Annotated in this window: 15 protein-coding genes; 9 read left to right on the top strand and 6 right to left on the bottom strand. The window is 68.6% G+C overall.

What is annotated here, in order from left to right; genetic code table 11:
- Positions 1-95 precede the first annotated feature (95 nt).
- Entirely contained in the window at positions 96-1,691 is a 1,596-nt protein-coding gene (locus tag KY389_RS09100; protein WP_219830606.1) for a phosphoenolpyruvate carboxykinase, read from the top strand.
- A 106-nt stretch (positions 1,692-1,797) separates the two neighbouring features.
- Here KY389_RS09100 and KY389_RS09095 read toward each other — a convergent pair whose 3' ends face one another.
- Entirely contained in the window at positions 1,798-2,703 is a 906-nt protein-coding gene (locus tag KY389_RS09095; RefSeq protein WP_219830605.1) for a hypothetical protein, read from the bottom strand.
- A gap of 153 nt (positions 2,704-2,856) precedes the next feature.
- Here KY389_RS09095 and KY389_RS09090 point away from each other — a divergent pair, with 153 nt between their 5' ends.
- Genes KY389_RS09090 through KY389_RS09080 form a run of 3 tightly spaced genes read left to right on the top strand, consistent with a single transcriptional unit; the run spans position 2,857 to position 8,014 of the window.
- The gene (locus tag KY389_RS09090) at positions 2,857-6,510 is read left to right on the top strand and encodes a glycosyltransferase (protein WP_219830604.1); all 3,654 of its coding nucleotides are present in this window, start codon (positions 2,857-2,859) and stop codon (positions 6,508-6,510) included.
- Entirely contained in the window at positions 6,507-7,022 is a 516-nt protein-coding gene (locus KY389_RS09085; RefSeq protein ID WP_219830603.1) for a hypothetical protein, read from the top strand. The genes KY389_RS09090 and KY389_RS09085 overlap by 4 nt, the downstream gene beginning before the upstream one ends.
- Complete coding sequence (locus tag KY389_RS09080; protein WP_219830602.1) at positions 7,019-8,014, top strand: glycosyltransferase family 2 protein; 996 nt, start codon at positions 7,019-7,021, stop codon at positions 8,012-8,014. The genes KY389_RS09085 and KY389_RS09080 overlap by 4 nt, the downstream gene beginning before the upstream one ends.
- Here the strand turns inward: KY389_RS09080 and KY389_RS09075 are convergent.
- Positions 7,967-9,064 (bottom strand): glycosyltransferase family 10 domain-containing protein, encoded by a 1,098-nt coding sequence (locus KY389_RS09075; RefSeq protein WP_219830601.1) that lies wholly within the window; start codon positions 9,062-9,064, stop codon positions 7,967-7,969. The two genes, KY389_RS09080 and KY389_RS09075, sit on opposite strands and share 48 nt — an antisense overlap.
- 192 nt (positions 9,065-9,256) lie before the next feature.
- On the opposite strand from KY389_RS09075, the gene KY389_RS09070 reads away from it, so the two are divergent.
- The 3 genes from KY389_RS09070 to KY389_RS09060 are packed head-to-tail and all read left to right on the top strand — an operon-like array spanning position 9,257 to position 12,411.
- Positions 9,257-10,084 carry a hypothetical protein gene (locus tag KY389_RS09070; RefSeq protein WP_219830600.1) on the top strand — a complete coding sequence of 276 codons (828 nt, stop codon included), beginning with the start codon at positions 9,257-9,259 and terminating at the stop codon, positions 10,082-10,084.
- A gap of 45 nt (positions 10,085-10,129) precedes the next feature.
- Positions 10,130-11,065 (top strand): hypothetical protein, encoded by a 936-nt coding sequence (locus tag KY389_RS09065; RefSeq protein WP_219830599.1) that lies wholly within the window; start codon positions 10,130-10,132, stop codon positions 11,063-11,065.
- Positions 11,062-12,411, top strand: a complete 1,350-nt coding sequence (locus KY389_RS09060) for a hypothetical protein (protein ID WP_219830598.1) — start codon at positions 11,062-11,064, stop codon at positions 12,409-12,411. Before KY389_RS09065 ends, KY389_RS09060 begins: the two co-directional genes overlap by 4 nt.
- A gap of 12 nt (positions 12,412-12,423) precedes the next feature.
- Here the strand turns inward: KY389_RS09060 and argF are convergent, their stop codons facing one another.
- Together argF and KY389_RS09050 are read right to left on the bottom strand one after the other, a co-directional pair.
- Entirely contained in the window at positions 12,424-13,350 is a 927-nt protein-coding gene (gene argF / locus KY389_RS09055; protein ID WP_219830597.1) for an ornithine carbamoyltransferase, read from the bottom strand.
- A 164-nt stretch (positions 13,351-13,514) separates the two neighbouring features.
- Entirely contained in the window at positions 13,515-14,699 is a 1,185-nt protein-coding gene (locus KY389_RS09050; protein WP_219830595.1) for an aspartate aminotransferase family protein, read from the bottom strand.
- A gap of 214 nt (positions 14,700-14,913) precedes the next feature.
- Here KY389_RS09050 and KY389_RS09045 point away from each other — a divergent pair, with 214 nt between their 5' ends.
- Positions 14,914-15,798, top strand: coding sequence for a DMT family transporter (locus KY389_RS09045; RefSeq protein WP_219830593.1), 885 nt, complete (start codon positions 14,914-14,916; stop codon positions 15,796-15,798).
- Here the strand turns inward: KY389_RS09045 and KY389_RS09040 are convergent.
- Positions 15,795-16,634 carry an ABC transporter permease gene (locus KY389_RS09040; RefSeq protein WP_246588044.1) on the bottom strand — a complete coding sequence of 280 codons (840 nt, stop codon included), beginning with the start codon at positions 16,632-16,634 and terminating at the stop codon, positions 15,795-15,797. The two genes, KY389_RS09045 and KY389_RS09040, sit on opposite strands and share 4 nt — an antisense overlap.
- A gap of 117 nt (positions 16,635-16,751) precedes the next feature.
- On the opposite strand from KY389_RS09040, the gene KY389_RS09035 reads away from it, so the two are divergent.
- Positions 16,752-17,378: a GcrA family cell cycle regulator gene (locus KY389_RS09035; protein ID WP_219830590.1), complete on the top strand. Its 627-nt coding sequence runs from the start codon at positions 16,752-16,754 to the stop codon at positions 17,376-17,378.
- A 110-nt stretch (positions 17,379-17,488) separates the two neighbouring features.
- Here the strand turns inward: KY389_RS09035 and KY389_RS09030 are convergent, their stop codons facing one another.
- Positions 17,489-17,824 (bottom strand): hypothetical protein, encoded by a 336-nt coding sequence (locus tag KY389_RS09030; protein ID WP_219830588.1) that lies wholly within the window; start codon positions 17,822-17,824, stop codon positions 17,489-17,491.
- Positions 17,825-18,083: the final 259 nt, after the last annotated feature.

Raw genomic sequence — 18,083 nt, 5'->3', positions numbered from 1 at the left:
GCTGACTTGTTTCCTCGATTTCGCCCCGTGTTATAGCCGCCTTGCGGCACCGCGAAACGTCGCGGTCCACTTCACAGCCACGGAGCCCCGAGAACATGACGACGCGCGTGAACCCCAATTGCCGGCTTGAGGATCAAGGCATCGAGGGGCTGGGCCAGGTCTATTACAACCTGCTGGAACCCGCCCTGATCACCGAGGCCATCTCGCGCGGCGAGGGTCGTTTGGGCCTCGGCGGCGCCTTCCTCGTCTCGACGGGAAGCCACACGGGCCGCTCGCCCAAGGACAAGTTCGTCGTCCGCACGCCCTCGGTGGAAAACACCATCTGGTGGGACAACAACAAGCCGATGTCCCCCGAGGCATTCGATCTGCTTCATGCCGACATGCTGGCCCACATGAAGGGCCGCGACTATTTCGTGCAGGATCTCTACGGCGGCGCCGATCCCGAAAACCGGCTGGACGTGCGCGTCGTGACCGAACTGGCCTGGCACGGTCTGTTCATCCGGCACCTGCTGCGCCGCCCCGAGGCGTCGGAACTGGCGACCTTCACGCCCGATTTCACGATCATCAACTGCCCCGGCTTCAAGGCCGACCCTGCCCGCCACGGCTGCCGCTCGGAAACCGTGATCGCGCTGAACTTCGACAAGAAGCTGATCCTGATCGCCAACACCGCCTATGCCGGCGAGAACAAGAAATCGGTCTTCACCCTGCTGAACTACCTGCTGCCCGAAAAGGGTATCATGCCGATGCATTGCAGCGCGAACCACGCGCCAGGCAACCCCGATGACAGCGCCGTGTTCTTCGGCCTCTCGGGAACCGGCAAGACGACGCTGTCGGCCGATCCCTCGCGCGTGCTGATCGGCGATGACGAACACGGCTGGTCGGACAATGGCATCTTCAACTTCGAGGGCGGCTGCTACGCCAAGACGATCAACCTCTCGCCCAAGGCCGAGCCGGAAATCTACGCCACCACCTCGCGCTTCGGCACCGTGATCGAGAACATGGTCTTTGACCCCGACACGCTGGAGCTGGATTTCGAGGACAACTCGATCACCGACAACATGCGCTGCGCCTACCCGCTGGAGGCGATCTCGAACGCCTCTGCGACCAGCATCGGCGGGCATCCGAAGAACGTCATCATGCTGACCTGCGACGCTTACGGCGTCCTGCCGCCCATCGCGCGGCTGACCCCGGCGCAGGCGATGTATCACTTCCTGTCGGGCTTCACCTCCAAGACGCCGGGCACCGAAGTCGGCGTGACCGAGCCTGTGCCGACCTTCTCGACCTGCTTCGGCGCGCCTTTCATGCCGCGCCGCCCCGAGGTCTATGGCCGGCTCTTGCAACAGAAGATCGCCCGGCACGGCGCCTCGTGCTGGCTGGTGAACACCGGCTGGACCGGCGGCGCCTTCGGCACCGGCAAGCGTATGCCGATTGCCGCGACCCGGGCCTTGCTGGCGGCGGCGCTGGACGGCAGCCTGAACGGCGCTCAGTTCCGCAAGGATCCGAATTTCGGCTTCGAGGTGCCCGTCAGCGTGCCGGGCGTCGAGGATCGGCTGCTGGACCCCCGCCAGACCTGGGCCGATCCGACGGCCTATGATGCACAGGCCAGAAAACTGGTGCAGATGTTCTGCGACAATTTTGCACAATATCTGGATGCGATCGACGACGAGGTCCGCGCCGCGGCCATCGGCTGAGATGCGCTAATCGAAAGAGTGGCGCGGCGGGTCAAGGCCCGCCGCGCTCTGCATGGGCCCGCCCGGGAAGGGCCTGCCGACATGCAGGATCCGGCTCTGCCCTCGCTCAGAACCCCAGAGCGCGCCGCGCGTTGCGCAGAGGCGCCGTGATCCGCCAGGACCGAGACCGGTAAACCGCCGCCAATTCATGCTCCAGTTCGGTCACACGCTGCGCAAGCGCCTCCAGCCGCGCGGGATCGACGACAGGCGTCGTGCGCGACCGGGAAGCCTCTGCCAGCTTACCCTCCAGTTCGGCCACGCGCTGCGCAAGCGCCTTCGATTGGGCGGGATCGACGGCAGGCTTGGGGGGCGGGGCGTCGCGCCGGGCCAATTCATCGGCAAGCCGCGCGCGGCCAAGGCGCTCGATCTCGGCGTCCTGCGCCGCGTTCAACGCGCGCAGCAGGGTCAGTTCTTCGATCATGGCGCAGGTCTGCGCGGCCAGCCAGGCCGGATCGGGCGCAGGGGCCGCGATCATCGCGGCTTCCAGTTCGTGAGCCAGCGCGCGCGCCCCGGCATCGGCCTCGATCAGCCGCCCCGCCGCCAGCAGCGCCGCCGCGGGCACGTGCGGCATCCGCAAGGGCAACCGTCGCAAGGGCAATCCAAGATACGCGGCCACCACGGCATCGCCGATCCGCGCCACATCCAACAGCGTCAGCTGCGCGCGCCGGGGACGATAGGCCGCCAGCAGGGCGCGCGTGGCCTTGACCCAGCCAGCCAGCGCAGCCTCGGGCGCAGACTCGCCCAAAGCCCGCGCCAGCGCGACCGCCGGGGGATGCAGCAGGATCACCCCCGGTCCGGTCCCGGCCAGCAGATCGGCCAGAGCGACCGGCCGCACACCGGGAGCGGCCAGATCATCGGGCGACACCCCGTCCAAAGCGCAGGCAATGGCCAAGCCCTCGGCCTCGGCCCGCATCAGGTGGGGCAACGGGTCGGGCATCGGATCAGATGCGGCTGGGGTCGTCTGGTTCTGCATGTCGGATCGTGCCTCTGGCCTGCCTGGCCGAACTTCAAGCACAATCCCGCGCGTATTGCCATGGCTCAAGGTTGCGACCTTGCCCAACCCGCGCAAACCCGCCTATGGAAGGGGCGCCAATCCCGCCCCGCAGCCCAGAACGGATTACCCTACATGACCAGCACCCCGCCCGACCCGCGCGCCGATGACCGCAGCCGCAGCCCGCTGGACCGGCTGCGCGCCCGGCTGGCGGCACTGCAAGGCCCCGCGCCCGTCAGCGACCCGGCGGGCGCGCTGGCGCCGGATCGCTGGTTCTACGGACTGGCCTCGGGCTTTCGGGCGGGGCTGTTCGACCGCCTGCCCGACGTGACCGGCGCCCGCTGGCTTGAGATGGGCACCCGCCTCGACCCGATGCGCCCGCCGCACGATCCGGCCAAGGGACCGCTGGTGACGGTTGTGACGGCCCTGTTCAACAACCCCGACACGCTGCAACGCTGCATCGATTCCGTGCGTGCCCAGACCTGGCCCCATGTCGAGCACATCATCATCGACGGCGGCAGCGACACGGCCACCCTGGACATCCTGCGCGCGAATGCCGACCACCTGGCCTATGTTGTTTCGGAACCCGATGGCGGCATCTACAGCGCGATGAACAAGGGGATCGCCGCGGCGCGGGGCGATTTCATCTGCCTGCTGAACTCGGACGATTTCTACGCGCCGGACTTCATCGAAAAGACGGTGGCCGAATCACATGTTTACCCGGGCGCGATCATATGCACCGACTTCTTCAACGACGAGACCCACATGAGGGCGTTGCCGATCAACGAAGGAGTTCTTTTCGGCAACCTCAACTTGAACCACGCGTCCTTTCTGGTCCCGCGCGAGATCTATGATCGCAACGGCCCTTATGATGAGCAACACAGGATCGTCAGCGATGTAATGTGGATTCGCCGCGCGTTTCTGCGAAACGAGACCTTTGCCGTGCTGGCGGAGCCCCTGTTCCACTTTACAACCGGTGGACTTTCTTCGGGAACAACGCCCGGCCACCGCGCCACCATGATTCGCGAGGCCTCGGCCTCAGTTCTGAAAGTGTTTCCCGCGCTGACCCCGGCCGAGGCCGAGGCGATCTACCTGTTCCGCTTCAACAAGACCCGCGCCGCGGCGCTGGCCGATGTGGCGGCGCGCCATCTGGGCGATCCGGCGCTGATCCGGGCACTGGCCGCCTATGTGGCCTATTGCCTGAGCCACCGCGCGAATTTCCGCGTCTCGCGCAGCGAGGCGACAGGCCCGGTCCTGCGCGATCTGGTCCGGCTGGCCGACCTGCTGGGCCTCGGCGCAGGCTGCCTCCAGGTCGAGACCAAGGGCGGCACCCTGGCCGAGCATCTGGCCCGGATCGACGCGATCCTCGAACGCCGCAAACAGGGTGCGCGCCGGACCATCCTGCATTTTGTCACGGTGTTTTCGGCCCCTTCGGAAACCTTCATCCACGATCTGGTCACGCAGCTCGACGCGCTGCCCGATACCGACAACTTCGTCCTGTTCGAGCACGCGAAACTGACCGAGGAACGTCCCTTCGCCAAGGCGATCCAGGTCCACTGGGCCGACCATCCCGAACCCGTCGCGCGACTGATCTATCGCCACATCCTCGACCGGCTGCGCCCCGATGTGGTGATCGGGCATTTCGCGCTGAACGAATGGAAATGGGCCGAGCGTATCCGCGGCCTGGGCCACACGATCCCCACCATCGCCATGTGCCACGGCATCGACGTATTCATGCTGGGCGACAAGCCCGATTACACCGAGCATGTGCTGAACGTCCTTGCACAACGCCCCGACGCGGCCTTCACCGCCGTGTCGGATTACCTGCGCGGGCAGATGATCGCGCGCGGCATCCCCGAGGACCGCATCCACCTGCTGCCCAACAGCGTGAACGACCGCTTCTTCCGGCACCGCAAGACCGGCGGCTTCTACCGCCGCGACCGGACGCTACGGCTGCTGGCCGTGGGGCGGCTGATCGACTGGAAGGGCCATGCCGTTCTGATCGACGCCTTCGCCCGGTTCCGGGCCGAGGCCACTGCGGACGCCCATCTCACCATCGTCTATGGCATGGGCGACCACGAAAAGCCCGCCCTGACGGCGCAGATCGCCCGGCTGGGGCTAGAGGCGCATGTCACGCTGGAGCCCTTCGTCGATTTCTCGGCCCGGCCCGATTTCTACGCGGGCTTCGACCTGTTCGTGCATCCCTCGACCTACAGCGCGGGGCCTTCTCCGAAATCCGAAACCTTCGGCGTGGCGCCGCTTGAGGCCATCGTGGCCGGGCTGCCGGTCATCACCACCGATGCGGGCGGCCTGCCCGAGGTGATCGGCGCCGAGACCCGCTTTGCCCGGATCGTGCCGCATGGCGATGCCGATGCGCTGGCCCGCGCCATGATCGAGCTGTGGCGCGACGGCAGCGCCTTTGCCGACAACCGCGATTACGCGCTGGACCGGCTGGCGCGCTTTTCGCCGCAGGCGCGGATCGACGGGCTGACCGCCCTGATCGACCGGCTGACCGCGCCGCCCGCGCTGAAGGTGGCGCTGTTCTCCTCCAGCACGCGGCAGGGGGCGGGCTATGCGGCCTACCGGCTGCATCGCGGGCTGCGCCAGACCTCGGTCAGGCCGCGCCTCTTTGCCAAGGTTCCCGACGAAGGCGCCCAGCCCGATGTGACGGTCGTGCCCCATCCCTCGGGCGAATTCCGCCAATGGGACCGCCTGCAACGGCCCCCGCGCCAGGGGGTAACGATCTTTTCCGTCAATGACGACCACATCACCAATGCCGAATTGCTGCGGATGGTCCAGCCCTATGACATCATCAACCTGCACTGGCACGCGCGCTTTCTGTCGGCGGGCAATGTCGCGGCGCTGACACGCAGCGGCAAGCCGGTGGTGATGACCGTGCGCGACATGCAGCCCCTGACCGGCGACTGCCATTATTTCCACGGCTGCGAGGGCTGGACACGCGACTGCGCCGCCTGTCCGCAGATCGCGGATGGCCATGGCGATTATCCCGCCTCGGTGCTGGCGATGAAGCGCAGCGGCTACGACTTCGCCAACCTGACGCTGGTGGCACTGTCGCGGCACACGCAGGATATCCTGCGCCGGGCGCCGTTCTTCCGCGATTGCCGAATCGAACTGATCCCCAATTCGATCGAGACCGACATCTTCCGCCCGCAGGACCGCGCCGCCTGCCGCGCCGAATTCGGCCTGCCGCAGGACCGGCCCATCATCGGCTACGTCCCTTCGTTCTCCAGCGAGGTCAAGGGCTACCGCGAGATCGCCGAGGCGATGAAACGCCTGGCCCGCCGCCATTCCGGCCCCGCGCCCTTTGTCATGCTGGTGGGCAACAGCACCCCGGCCACCGAATCGATCCCGTTCGAGCGCAAGGCGCTAGGCTATATTCACGACAACGAAACCCTGGCCCGCGCCTATGCCTGCGCGGATCTGGTCGTGGTGCCCTCGCTTGAGGAAACCTTTTCCAACACCACCGCCGAGGCGATCTCTTGCGGGGTGCCGGTGGCGGGCTTCCGCACCGGCGCCATCCCCGACCTGGTGATCGACGGCAAGACCGGCCAGACCGCCCCGGTGGGCGATGTCGAGGGGCTGACCCGCGCCATGGCCGCGCTTTTGTCGATGGAGCCGCAGACGGCACAGCGCATGGCCCGCGATTGCCGTGCCCATGCCGAGGAGATGCTGTCCTTCATGACCCAGGCCCGCCGCTACGAGGCGCTGTTCCGCGACCTTGCCGGCCTCGACCCGCTGCCCGTCCCGATCAACAGGAACGCCGCATGAGCCTGGCCTATCCCACGGCCTTCCGCGCCTTTCTGGATAATCCTGCCCAAGGTGCGATCCACGGCAAGCATACTGCGTTCTGCAAGGGCCTGGCGTTGCATGTCGATCCGGACCTGCAGATGGCGGGCAACTGGCGTTCGCCCTCGGGGCGGTTGCTGGAACTGGTGCTGCGACCCGCAGCAAGCGGTGCCTGGACGGGGCTGCATCTGACGCTGGACCTGCCCGACCTTGCGGGGCTGCGCTTTCTGGGTCTTGCCGCCCGCGCCGTCGCCCCCGACGAGGTGCTGATCCGTGCCTGCCTGCGCTCGGGCCTGCCAGGGGGCGGCTTTCTCGACCATTTCCTGCCGCGGCACTGGCTGGCCCATGACGAGGCCGCGACCCATCACGACCTGATCCACCTGCCCAGCCAGAACGCCCTGCCAGTTCAGGCCCCCTGGCGGGAACTGGTGCTGTTCCTGCCCTGCCGGGCGGTAGAGTTGCACCTGCACGACCTGGCGATCCTGACCGCATGAGCGCAGCCGCCCCCTTGGCCCTGGCCGCCGTCATCCCCTGCCACAACGACGCGGCGACGCTGGCCCCGCTGCTGGGGGCGCTGGCCCGGTTGGGTCCGGTGGCCGAGGTGGTGGTGATCGACGACGCCTCAAGCCCGCCTCTATGCAGCACGGCGCTGCTGCACGACGCCGGAGCCGAAGCGCGGGCCATGCCGCCTGGCTGGCTGCGCATCCTGCGCAATTCATTCCCTGTGGGCGCGGGGGCAGCACGCAATCTGGGTCTGACGCTGGTCACGGCGCCGCATGTGATCTTTCTGGACGCCGATGACATGGCGCTTCCCGATCTGGCGCATCTGATGCGCGATCTGGCCCACGACCCTGCGGGTCACTGCGCGGATTTCTGCATCTTCCAGCATCACGACACGCGCGGCGATCAGGAAAGGCTCTGGGGGCAGCGCCCCTTCGACGACAGGTTGTGGCGGCAGGCGGGGCTGTCGCATGGCGCGCTGAACCCTGTCTCGGAGACGCAGGCCGCGCTGCTGGCGCAGACGGCGAATTACCCGTGGAACAAGATCTACCGCACCGCCTTTCTGCGCGACAAGGGCATCGGCTGCACGCCGCTGATGGTGCATAACGATGTCGAATTGCATTGGCGCAGCTTTCTGCTGGCCGACCGGATTCTGGCCAGCGACCGGATCGGCGTCGTGCACGTCGTGCGCCCCAGCGGCAACCGCCTGACCAACCGCCACACCGCCGAAAGGCTGCGCCTGTTCCCGGTTCTGGATGCGCTTGCGACCGAGATCGCCCTTGGCGCCAGGCCCGCCCTGGCCGAGGCCTTCAACACCTTTGTCTGGGGACTGGCCGACTGGATCCAGGCGCATCTGCCACCCGCAGACCGCCCCGCTCTGCGCGCCTGCGCCTCGCGCTTCTGGCTGGACCACACATCCCCTGCCCTGCGTGAAAACCTACGCGCCAGGCGCGGCCCGCTGCTCGAGCGCCTCGGCATCGGCTGAACGCGGCGCCTCCAGCACTGCCTCCAGAGCACGGGGCAGCGCATGAGCAAGGCGCGCACGTTCGGCCAGCCACGGCTCGGGGCGACCCAGCCGGGCAGCCAGAATCGCCTGCGCCTCGCGCAGCGCCTCGATCCGCTCGTCGCTGAAGGGCGTGAGGATCAGATCAGCCACATGCTGCGCCGCCTCGGCCGGGTCCATCCCGACCAGATTGACCCAAGAGCCCTCGGGCAGGCCGAATTCCGACAGCCGATGGCCGGGCTGCGCCCAGTAAAGCGGCAGCGACAGGTTCGCCAGCGCATCGAACAGCTTTTCGGTCAGGTAATCGGGCTGATGCGTGTTCTCGATCGCGCCCATGATCCGCGCGCGCCCGTCCAGCCGCGCCATCTTGTCGGCATACCAGTTCGTCAGCGCCTGTCGGCGCGTGCCGCCCTGCCAGCTTGCACCCAGACGCTCGACACGGCCGGTCGTGCAGGCCTCGGCCAAGGCCGTCCGCCAGGCGCAGAGACCGAACAGCCCCGCCTCGGGCCAGCTTGCGTTGTGATGCGGCTCGGGGCGGCGCTCGAACAGAAAGCACAGATCGCAGGGCGCGGCCTCCAGGCGCGCGCGCAGGCCCGATGCCGACAGCCGTGCATTGCGGGCAAAGCGCGCGGCATAGGTCGAGGCGAAACGGTGATGGGTCAGCAGGTAATAGGGGATCTGGTCGAACCGGAAGACATCGCTGGTCTGGTGATTGATCTGCACCACCGGCAACGCGCCGTGCAGACCGTCCACCACCCGGTGCGGCGCAATCGGGCGACGGTTCCAGATCGTATCCCAGAACGGCTCTTCGGACAACAGCACGACCGGCACCCGCCGCGCGCGCCAATCCTCGACCACGGCCAAGGGCGCCTCGGCCACGTCCAGCACATGCGCGAAAAGGTAAAGATCCGCTTGATCGGGCCGGTCCACCACGGCGATCCGGTCGGCAAACAGCGGCGCCAGCGCGCCATAGCTGACCGGCATCCGCGCCTTGTGGCGACCCGAGACAAAAACCCTGATCCTGCCGCGCATCCCCGCTGCCCCCTGAGCCCGGCCCCGATGAAGGCCGCGCCGACCATATCGCCGCCGCTTCGCCAGGACCAGAGCCGCGGGCGCTTGCCTGAGGGCGGCAACGTCTTGTCGCAAGGCATTCGTCTTTGCTAAGCCTGACCGACCACCCACACCCGCGCGCCTCTGGCCGCGCCAGCAAAGGTTGCCGCGCCCGTGCCATCGCCCATCCCCGTCACACCCGCCCCCTCGTCAAGCGTGATCTGCGCCGATGACAGCCCCGCGACCGAGACGTTGCGCCTGGCGCTGTCGCAATCCGCCTGGCCAGAGGGGCTGCGTCTTGTGCTCATCGGCCAGCCGGTCGTGACGCTGGCCGCCTTGCTGGCCCGGACGCCGGTGCAGACCGCCCTGCCCACCCTGATCGCAAGCGCCGAGGCCGCGCTGACCGACCGCCGGGCCGACCGCGCGAACACGCATCTGCTGATCGCGCAAGAGGCGCTGGCTCATCCGCAGGCGTTGGCCGCCCTGCTGGGGCTGGGGATTCAGCCCGTGCCGCAGCCCTTGCCCCTGCCCGCCCCGGCCTTGCCCGACGCGCTGCTGATCCTGCTGGCGCGTCACCTGATCGACCGCGACCCGGCTCTTGGCGCGCTTGAACAGGCTCTGATGGCCGAGAGAAGCGCCCTTGCACCCGTGGCCCCGACTGATCCGCTGGACCTTGAAACCGTGCGCGGCCACGCCGCCGACAATGCCGCCGCCCGCCGCCGCGATGCCGACACCATCGCCCTGCTGGAGGCCCGCTGCGCCTCGGGGCGCGAGGAGCTTGAGGCGATGGCCCGCCAGAACATCGCCCTTGTCGCGCGGATCGAAGAGGCCGAGGCTGAGGCCAGGGCAAAGATTCAGGAAAAAGACGCCATCATCGCCCGCGCCGATCAGGCCATTCGCGATCGCGACGCGGCCCGGGCAGAACTTGACCGTTTCTACCGCTCGAACTCCTATCGCGTGACCGCACCCCTGCGCTGGCTGCGGCGTCGTCTCCGCCCCTGATCGCGCCCGCCGCCACCCTTGTCGAATCTGCCAGGAAGCCCGGCCATGTCGAAGCACTGTCTTGACCAACTCCGCGACCATCTGAGCCGCGACCGAGGTGCGCGGGCGCTGGACATCACACATGTCGTCGTCTCGGGCGGCATGGGCGAGGCCGGGCTCGTGGACCGGCTTGGTCCCGATGACAGCCTGCGCCTGGTGCTGGCCGACCCGCAGGCCGTGGTCGCGCTGTCCGACCGCCCCATGCCCGCGGGTCTGGTGCTGCTGGAACAGGCCGTGTTGGCACCCGCAGCAGGTCCGCAGGTGCTGCACCGCACCAGCTTTGCGCCGTTGGACGGGCTTGGCGCCCCCGCGCCCGCGTTGCTGCGCCTGTTCCCCGGCCTGCGCCTTCTGGGAGACGACCCGGTGGAGGCGCGCGACATCGCGACGCTGCCCCTGCCGGACCCCCTGCCCGACCCGATCGACGAAGCCGCAGGCACCGAAGGTCGCGCGGCGGTCCTGTGTCTCGAAGCGCCGGGCCGGGCGCTGGCATTGCTGCGGCGGCTGGCGCAATGCGGCGCGCTGGCACGACTGGACGCGCTGCTGCTGCGAGAAGGCCGCGAGCCCCTGTATGAGGGTGCGGCCCCCCTGTCGGACGTGGCGCAGATGCTGACCGCCGAAGGCTTCGGCTTGATTCCGACACAAGCCTGGCAGGGCGACCCCGACCGCCCCTGGCTGCTGGCGGCCAAGCCGGCCATCGAGCGCTTGCGTCAGGCGCTGGCCGCAGCCCGCTGCGCGCTGGCGCAACGGCCCGCCCTCTCTGCTGGGGTCGAGGCCGAGTTGCAGGCCGAACTGAAGCGACTGCGCGAGGCCCTGGCCAAGGTCCAGTCCGAACGCGACGATGCCCGCCAGCGCCTGGCCTCGATGCGCGACCAGCTCTTGCGCGCCGAGGGGCAGATCGACCTGCTGCGCGATCTGCTGGCCGCTGACGGGACCGCGACATGACCGCTGATCCGGGGCATCTCGACCTGATCCGGGCAGCGCTGGCGCGCGGCGATTGGACCAGCCTTGCCGAGTGGCACCTGCCTGACGCAATGGCGACCGCGCAGGAAGCGCGCCCGGACATTCCGGCCGCGCTGTTGCAGGACGCGCCCGACCGTGCGCAACTGGCGCTGGCTCTGGCTGTGGCACAGGCGCGGCACGGGGCGCTGGACAAGGCCCGCCCCCTGCTCAGACTCGCGATCGACTGGGGCTGCCCGCGCAAACAGGCCGCAGCCGCGCTGAGTTCGGGCGCGCTGGATGCCCTGACCGAGGCCGCCTTGCTGGCGCAGGACGAAAGCGGTGCCCGACGACTGGCCCGACGCGCCGCCGCGCTGCTGGCCGATGGCACGATGCCCGCCGATGCCGAACGCCTTGCCGCAGAGGCCCTCGGCCGCGCCCGACAGCGTCTGCCTCATCCGGCCACCGGGCGCCACAGCGTTTCCGCCCCGCATCTGGCGCGTCTGACCGAATCCCTGCCCGGCTGGCAGGCCGGACGTGACATGCCGTTGCTGCTGGAGACCAAATCCCTGCCCCGCTCGGGACTGCATTTCCTTGAATCGAGACTCTCGCGGGTCTTCGGTCCGGGCTTCCGATTTTGCGAATGGTATAACGAGCCCGGCTGCTGCCGCGGCTTTCCCTGCCGCCTGACGCCCTTGCCGCAGGAACAGGGGACGGGGTGGCCCGGCCTGAGAATGGTCAAGTCCCATGATTTCGACCTGACCGACCCGATCTATACGCCCGGTCCCGGCATCCACCGGCTGATCATGCTGCGCGACCCGCTGATGATTCTGACCTCGTGGTGGGCGCTGGACGAATTGCAACGCCACGGCGACATCCTCAAGGCCCACGATGTGCCGCTGACGCAGATCTATTTCCGCCACGATCCCGCGCTTCTGGCCCGCGCCTATCGGGTGATCGAGTCGCGGTTCCGCCCTGTCGCCCCCGGCGCGCTGGAGGCCTGGCTGGACCGCCGCAGCCGCTTCGTGCTGGACTTCGCGCGCAAATGGTGCGTGCCCGCGCCGCAGACCGATATCGTGGGTTATGACGACCTGCCCGCGTGGCTGTCGGGCTTCCTGCGCGCACGCAGAGATGGCCAGGGGGGCCTTGGCGCCGAGGCCGAAGCCGCTATCGCCGCCATCGAGGCCGCCACCGCACAAGACTTCCGCCCCCGCAGCGACCCGTTCCGGTCGCGCATCAGGCAGGTCTCGGACACGCTGTCAGAGCGGCAGAACCTGTTTCTTGCCACATGCGAACGGCTGCGCGAGGCCGACCAGACCGGCGTTCTGGCACCGTTCTGGCACCAGACCTGACCGGACGGCCGCCTAGACCCCCAGGCAATGCCGCATGATCGCCTTCTGCGCGTGCAGACGGTTTTCGGCCTCGTCCCAGATGACCGAGTTCGGACCATCCATGACCGCGCTTGTCACCTCGTCCTCGCGGTGGGCTGGCAGGCAATGCATGAACAGCGCGTCAGGCTTGGCGCGCGCCATCAGGGCTTCGTTCACCTGGTAGCCGCGCAGCTGGTTGTGGCGGCGCTCCTTGGCGGATTGCGGGTCATGCATGCTGACCCAGGTATCGGTGACGACCAGATCGGCGCCGATGACCGCGCGTTCGGGGTCGCGCTCGATGGTGATGGGGCGCCCTTGCGAGGCCGCGTAATCCAGCCATTCCTGTTCCGGGTCCAGCGGTTTCGGACCGGTAAAGGTCAGGTCGAAGCCGAACTGCCCTGCCGCATGGGCATAGCTGGCAAAGACGTTGTTTCCGTCGCCCGACCACACGACCTTGCGGCCGGCGATGTCGCCGCGATGTTCCTCGAAGGTCATCACATCGGCCATGATCTGACAGGGATGGGTGCGGTTCGTCAGCCCGTTGATGACCGGCACGCTGGCATATTCGGCCATTTCGTGCAGCGTCGCCTCCTCGAAGGTGCGGATCATGATCAGATCGACATAGCGCGACAGGACGCGGGCGGTGTCCGCGATGGTTTCGCCATGACCCAGCTGCATCTCGGACCCCGACAGGACCATCGTCTGGCCGCCCATCTGCCGCACACCCACGTCGAAGCTGACGCGGGTCCGGGTCGAGGGCTTCTCGAAGATCAGCGCCACCATCCGGCCGGCCAGCGGCTGTTCGTCATCGGGCATCCCGCGCGGACGGCCCTGGCGGGCGGCCTTCATCGCGCGGGCATTGTCGATGATCGCGCGCAGGGCGGCGCGGTCGGTGGTGTGAATATCGAGAAAATGCGTCATCGTTCCGGCTTTCAACGTTTTGTGACAGCAAGCCCCGCCCGGCGAGCGGGGTCAAGAGGCTGAAGGTCGGGAACAGCGGGCGCTGGCCTGTCGCGCCGCCCCGCGCCCCGACCCGGTTTTGCCTGAGGAAGAATGCGGCAGGGGCGCGGACACGTCCCCCCGGTTCAGGCGGCAAGACTGGCTGCGGCGCGGTCCAGACGCTCGACGGCCTCGGCGATCTCGGCATCCTCGATGTTCAGCGGCGGCAAAAGGCGCAGCGTGTTGTCGGCCGCCGGCACCGTCAGCAAGTGCTGATCATAGGCCGCCCGGACCAGATCGGCCGGGGCCATGCGGCATTTCAGGCCCAGCATCAGGCCCTGTCCGCGCACGGCCTCGAAGATGTCGGGATGGGCGGCGACAAGACCTTCCAGCTTCTGGCGGAACAGGGCGGCCTTGCGGTTCACCTCGGCCAGAAAGGCCGGGTCGGCGACGATCTCCATCACCCGGGCGCCGACCGCGCAGGCCAGCGGGTTGCCGCCATAGGTCGAGCCATGCGTGCCCGCGGTCATGCCCGAGGCCGCCCTGGCCGTGGCCAGCACCGCGCCCAGCGGGAAGCCCCCGCCGATGCCCTTGGCGACCATCATGATGTCGGGGGCGATGCCCGCATGTTCATGCGCGAAAAGCCGCCCCGTCCGGCCCATGCCGCATTGCACCTCGTCAAGGACCAGCAGCGCGCCTGTCGCGTCGCAGATCTCGCGCAGGCCCTTGAGGCAGATATCGGGCAGCACGCGGATGCCGCCCTCGCCCTGGACGGGTTCGACCATGATTGCCGCCGTCCGGTCGGTGGCGGCGGCGCGCAGGGCGTCGTGATCGCCGAAGGGCAGCGTGCGGAAACCCGGCATCAGCGGGCCGAAGCCCTTGGTCATCTTTTCCGATCCCGCCGCCGCGATGGCGCCGGTCGAGCGGCCGTGGAAGGCACCCTCGAAGGTCAGGATCTCGGTCCGGTCGGGATCGCCCGCATGGTCCCAGTATTTGCGGACCATCTTGATGGCCAGTTCCGCGGCCTCGGTCCCGGAATTGGTAAAGAAGACCGTATCCGCGAAAGTATGTTCGACCAGCAGATCGGCCAGACGCTCCTGCTCGGGGATCTGGTAGAGGTTCGAGACGTGCCAGATCCGCCCGGCCTGTTCGGTCAGCGCCCGGACCAGCGCCGGATGGGCGTGGCCCAGCGCGTTCACGGCGATCCCTGCGCCCAGATCCAGATAGCGCGTGCCGTCGGCGGTGATCGCCCAAGCGCCCTCGCCGCGCTCAAAGGCCAGGTTGGCGCGGTTATAGGTCGGCAGGACATGCGGAATCGCGGGCGTGGTCATGGGCAGGGCCTTTGCAGCGATGGGAAATTTGCAGCGGTGGGAAAGGGGCAGGCAAGCGGGGATGCGGACCGTCGAGGGGTCGCATCAGCGTCGGATGATACGGGCGCGTCGCTTGTTCATGGCCGGAAGATGCGCGTGACGGGCGCGACACGCAAGCGATAAATACCACCCGGGGCGGTTGACCCTGCCGGCGGGTCGGGTCATGCCTGCGCTCATGGAAACATCCGGTGAACATCAGCCCGACCGCCGCGTGACCGCCGCCCTGATGGTGGCGGCGACCGCGCTTTTCGCCGCCACCTCGCTGATTGCCAAGGCGATCGGCACGGGCGCGCTTGGCCCCGCCCTGCCGCCGCTGATGGTCAGCTTCGGCCGGTTCGGCTTTGCGCTGGCCGGGATCGCGCTGGCGCTGGCGGTGATGCGGCCCGTCCTGACGCGCCCGGCATGGGGGACGCATCTGGCGCGCACGCTCTGCGGCTGGGGCGGGATCACGCTGATGTTCGCGGCCGTCGCGCAGATGCCCTTGCCCGATGCGACCGCGATCAGCTTCCTGTCGCCGGTCTTCACCATGATGCTGGCCATCCCCCTGCTGGGAGAGCGCGTCGGCCCGGTCCGCTGGGGCGCCGCCGTGATCGCCCTGATCGGCGCCGCGATCCTGCTGCGCCCGACCGGCGCCATCCAGCCCGCCGCGTTCCTGGCCCTGGGCGCCGCCGCCGCGATGGGGCTTGAGGCGATCTTCATCAAGCGCCTCACCGGGCGCGAGGGGCGGTTGCAGATCCTGATCGTGAACAACGGCATGGGCGCTGCGGTCGCGACGGTAGCGGCGCTGGCGGTCTGGTCCGCGCCCAATCCCGCGCAATGGGCGGCGCTGGCGGCTCTTGGGCTGATCATGGCGGGCGGACAGGCGCTGAACCTTGCGGCGATGCGGCGGGCGGATGCCAGCTTCGTGGCGCCGTTCTTCTATCTGACGCTGGTCTGGGCGGCGGGGTTCGACCTGTGGGTCTTTGGCGTCCTGCCCGACGGGGTCAGCCTGATCGGCGCGGCCGTGCTGGTCGCGGGGGCGGGCCTGCTGGTCTGGCGCGACCGGCAACGCCGCCGCTAGGGCTTCATCCGATAGCCGGTCTTCAGCCAGCGCCAGGCCAGATACAGCACCACGGCCAGCACCGCGCCGCAGACGATCAGCCCGCGCAGGGGCGGCGAATCGCTGACCCCGGTCACGCCGTAGCGCGCCCCGTCGATCAGATAGAAGATCGGGTTCCAGTGCGAGATCGTGTTGAACGGCTCGGGCAGGGCCTGCACCGAATAGAAGGTGCCCGACAGGAAGCTCAGCGGCGTGACGATGAAATTGCTGATCGCGGCCATCTGGTCGAATTTCTGCGCCATGATCCCGGCCAGGATGCCAAGCGCCCCCATCAGCGCCGCCGCCATCACGACAAAGGCCAGCGCCCAGAGCGGATGCGCCACGCCCCGCCCCGTCACCGCGATCATGCCCGCGCCGATCACCCCCGCGACCAGCCCCGCCCGCACGACCGAGCCCGCCAGATAGCCCGCCAGCAATTCGCCCGCCGACAGGGGCGGCATCAGCGTGTCCACGATATTGCCCTGCACCTTGGCCGCCACGATCGAGCTGGAACTGTTGGCGAAGGCGTTCTGGATCACCGTCATCATCAGGACGCCCGGCCCCAGAAAGACCAGATAGGGCAGGCCCATCACCTGCCGCTCGCCGCCCAGGGCCAGCGCAAAGACCAGCACGAACAGCCCCGCTGTCATCAGCGGCGCAAAGACCGTCTGCTGCCAGACCGCCATGAAGCGCATGACCTCGCGCACGGCCAGGGTCCACAGCCCCAGCCAGTTCACACGGCCGAAGCGGCGCACCCCCATCTCGCGCGCGGCGGGCGGCAGGGCGCGGGGGTGTTTCTGGGGGCTGGAGGCTGTCATCGGGCGGTCCTTGAATTTCTGCGCATCAGCGGCTAAATCTCGGCATCCCGTTTCTGGCGGGACCAATCGCAGGTTTCAAGATGGGGCGGCAGGCAAGACCCGCCCGGAAAGGCAGCCATGTCCTGGACGGATGAACGTGTCGAGACGCTCAAACGCATGTGGTCCGAGGGGCAGTCGGCCAGTGCCATCGCCAAGGAACTGGGCGGCGTCACCCGCAACGCGGTGATCGGCAAGGTCCATCGTCTGGGCCTGTCCAACCGCAATGACGACCCGCAGCCCGAAGCCGCGCCCGAGCCGCAGAAGCAAGTCACCGCCCGCGCCGAATCGCCGGCCCGCGCTGCGGCCGTGCCCCACCGCGCCGAACCGCGCCCCGAGCCGAAGGTCGAAGCCCGACCCGAGCCGCGTCCCGAGCCGAAGCCCGAGGCCCGCACCGCCGAACCCGTCGCCTTCACCCCCGCGCCGCGCCGCCCCATTGTGCCGGCGGGCCAGCCTCTGCCGCCGCAGCCCTCGGCCAACGAGATCAGCCCCGAAGCCCTCGCCTCGGTGCGCGAGGTCGAGAAACGCGCCCGCAAGCTGACGCTGATGGAGCTGACCGAACGCACCTGCAAATGGCCGATCGGCGATCCGGCAACCGACAAGTTCTGGTTCTGCGGCCTGCCCAGCCAGCCCGGCAAACCCTATTGCGAGGCGCATGTCGGCGTGGCCTTCCAGCCGATGAGCAGCCGCCGCGACCGCCGCCGCTGATCCGCGTCGCAATCCAGCCGCAGCCATTCCATCCCCGATCCGCGCCGCAACCCGCCCAGCCAAGGGCCACAGGTCGCGGCGCAGCAGCCGCAACCCCGCCGCCAGCACGATCAGCGCGACCAGCGCGCCGATGATCTTTTCGGGCAGCGGCGCCTCTCCGGTGTCATGGCGCAGCGACAGGATGCCGTGCTTGGTGAAGCGCTTGTCCCAGTCCATCTCGCGCAGGAGGCGGCCAGCAGCACGGCCTGATGCCAGCGCGCGGCCCGGTCCGGCAGGATCAGCAGCATCGTCCCCGCCAGCAGCAGATACATCGCCGAGAACAGCTCGACCGGCCCGCCCTCGCCATGCAGGGCGGGGTCATCCTGTCCCAGCGCCACGCCCAGCGCCAGCCAGACCAGCGGCAACAGCAGGGCCAGCGTCGCGGCGGGAAGCGGGGATCGTGTCATGGCGGGCCTTCCGGTGATCGGTTCGCCACGCTGCACCGGCCCCGGTTTCCGCTCAAGTCCCTTGTCGCAATACGTCCTGCAACGCGCGCAAGCGCTGCACCACCGGTGCACATCCGGTGCCGCGCCGGTGCATCCCCGGTGAGGCCGGTTTTCCCCGAGAAGCAAGGGATTTTCGCGCCCCGCCCGGCCCCCGGCGCTGCGCGCACAGCCGCTGCAACGCGCGCCGCACTTTTCATCACCGCGCAACGCGGCTAGAGAA

This window comes from Paracoccus bogoriensis, from assembly GCF_019431455.1.
GTDB lineage: Bacteria > Pseudomonadota > Alphaproteobacteria > Rhodobacterales > Rhodobacteraceae > Paracoccus > Paracoccus bogoriensis.
This window is presented reverse-complemented; position numbering and strand designations above follow the sequence as displayed.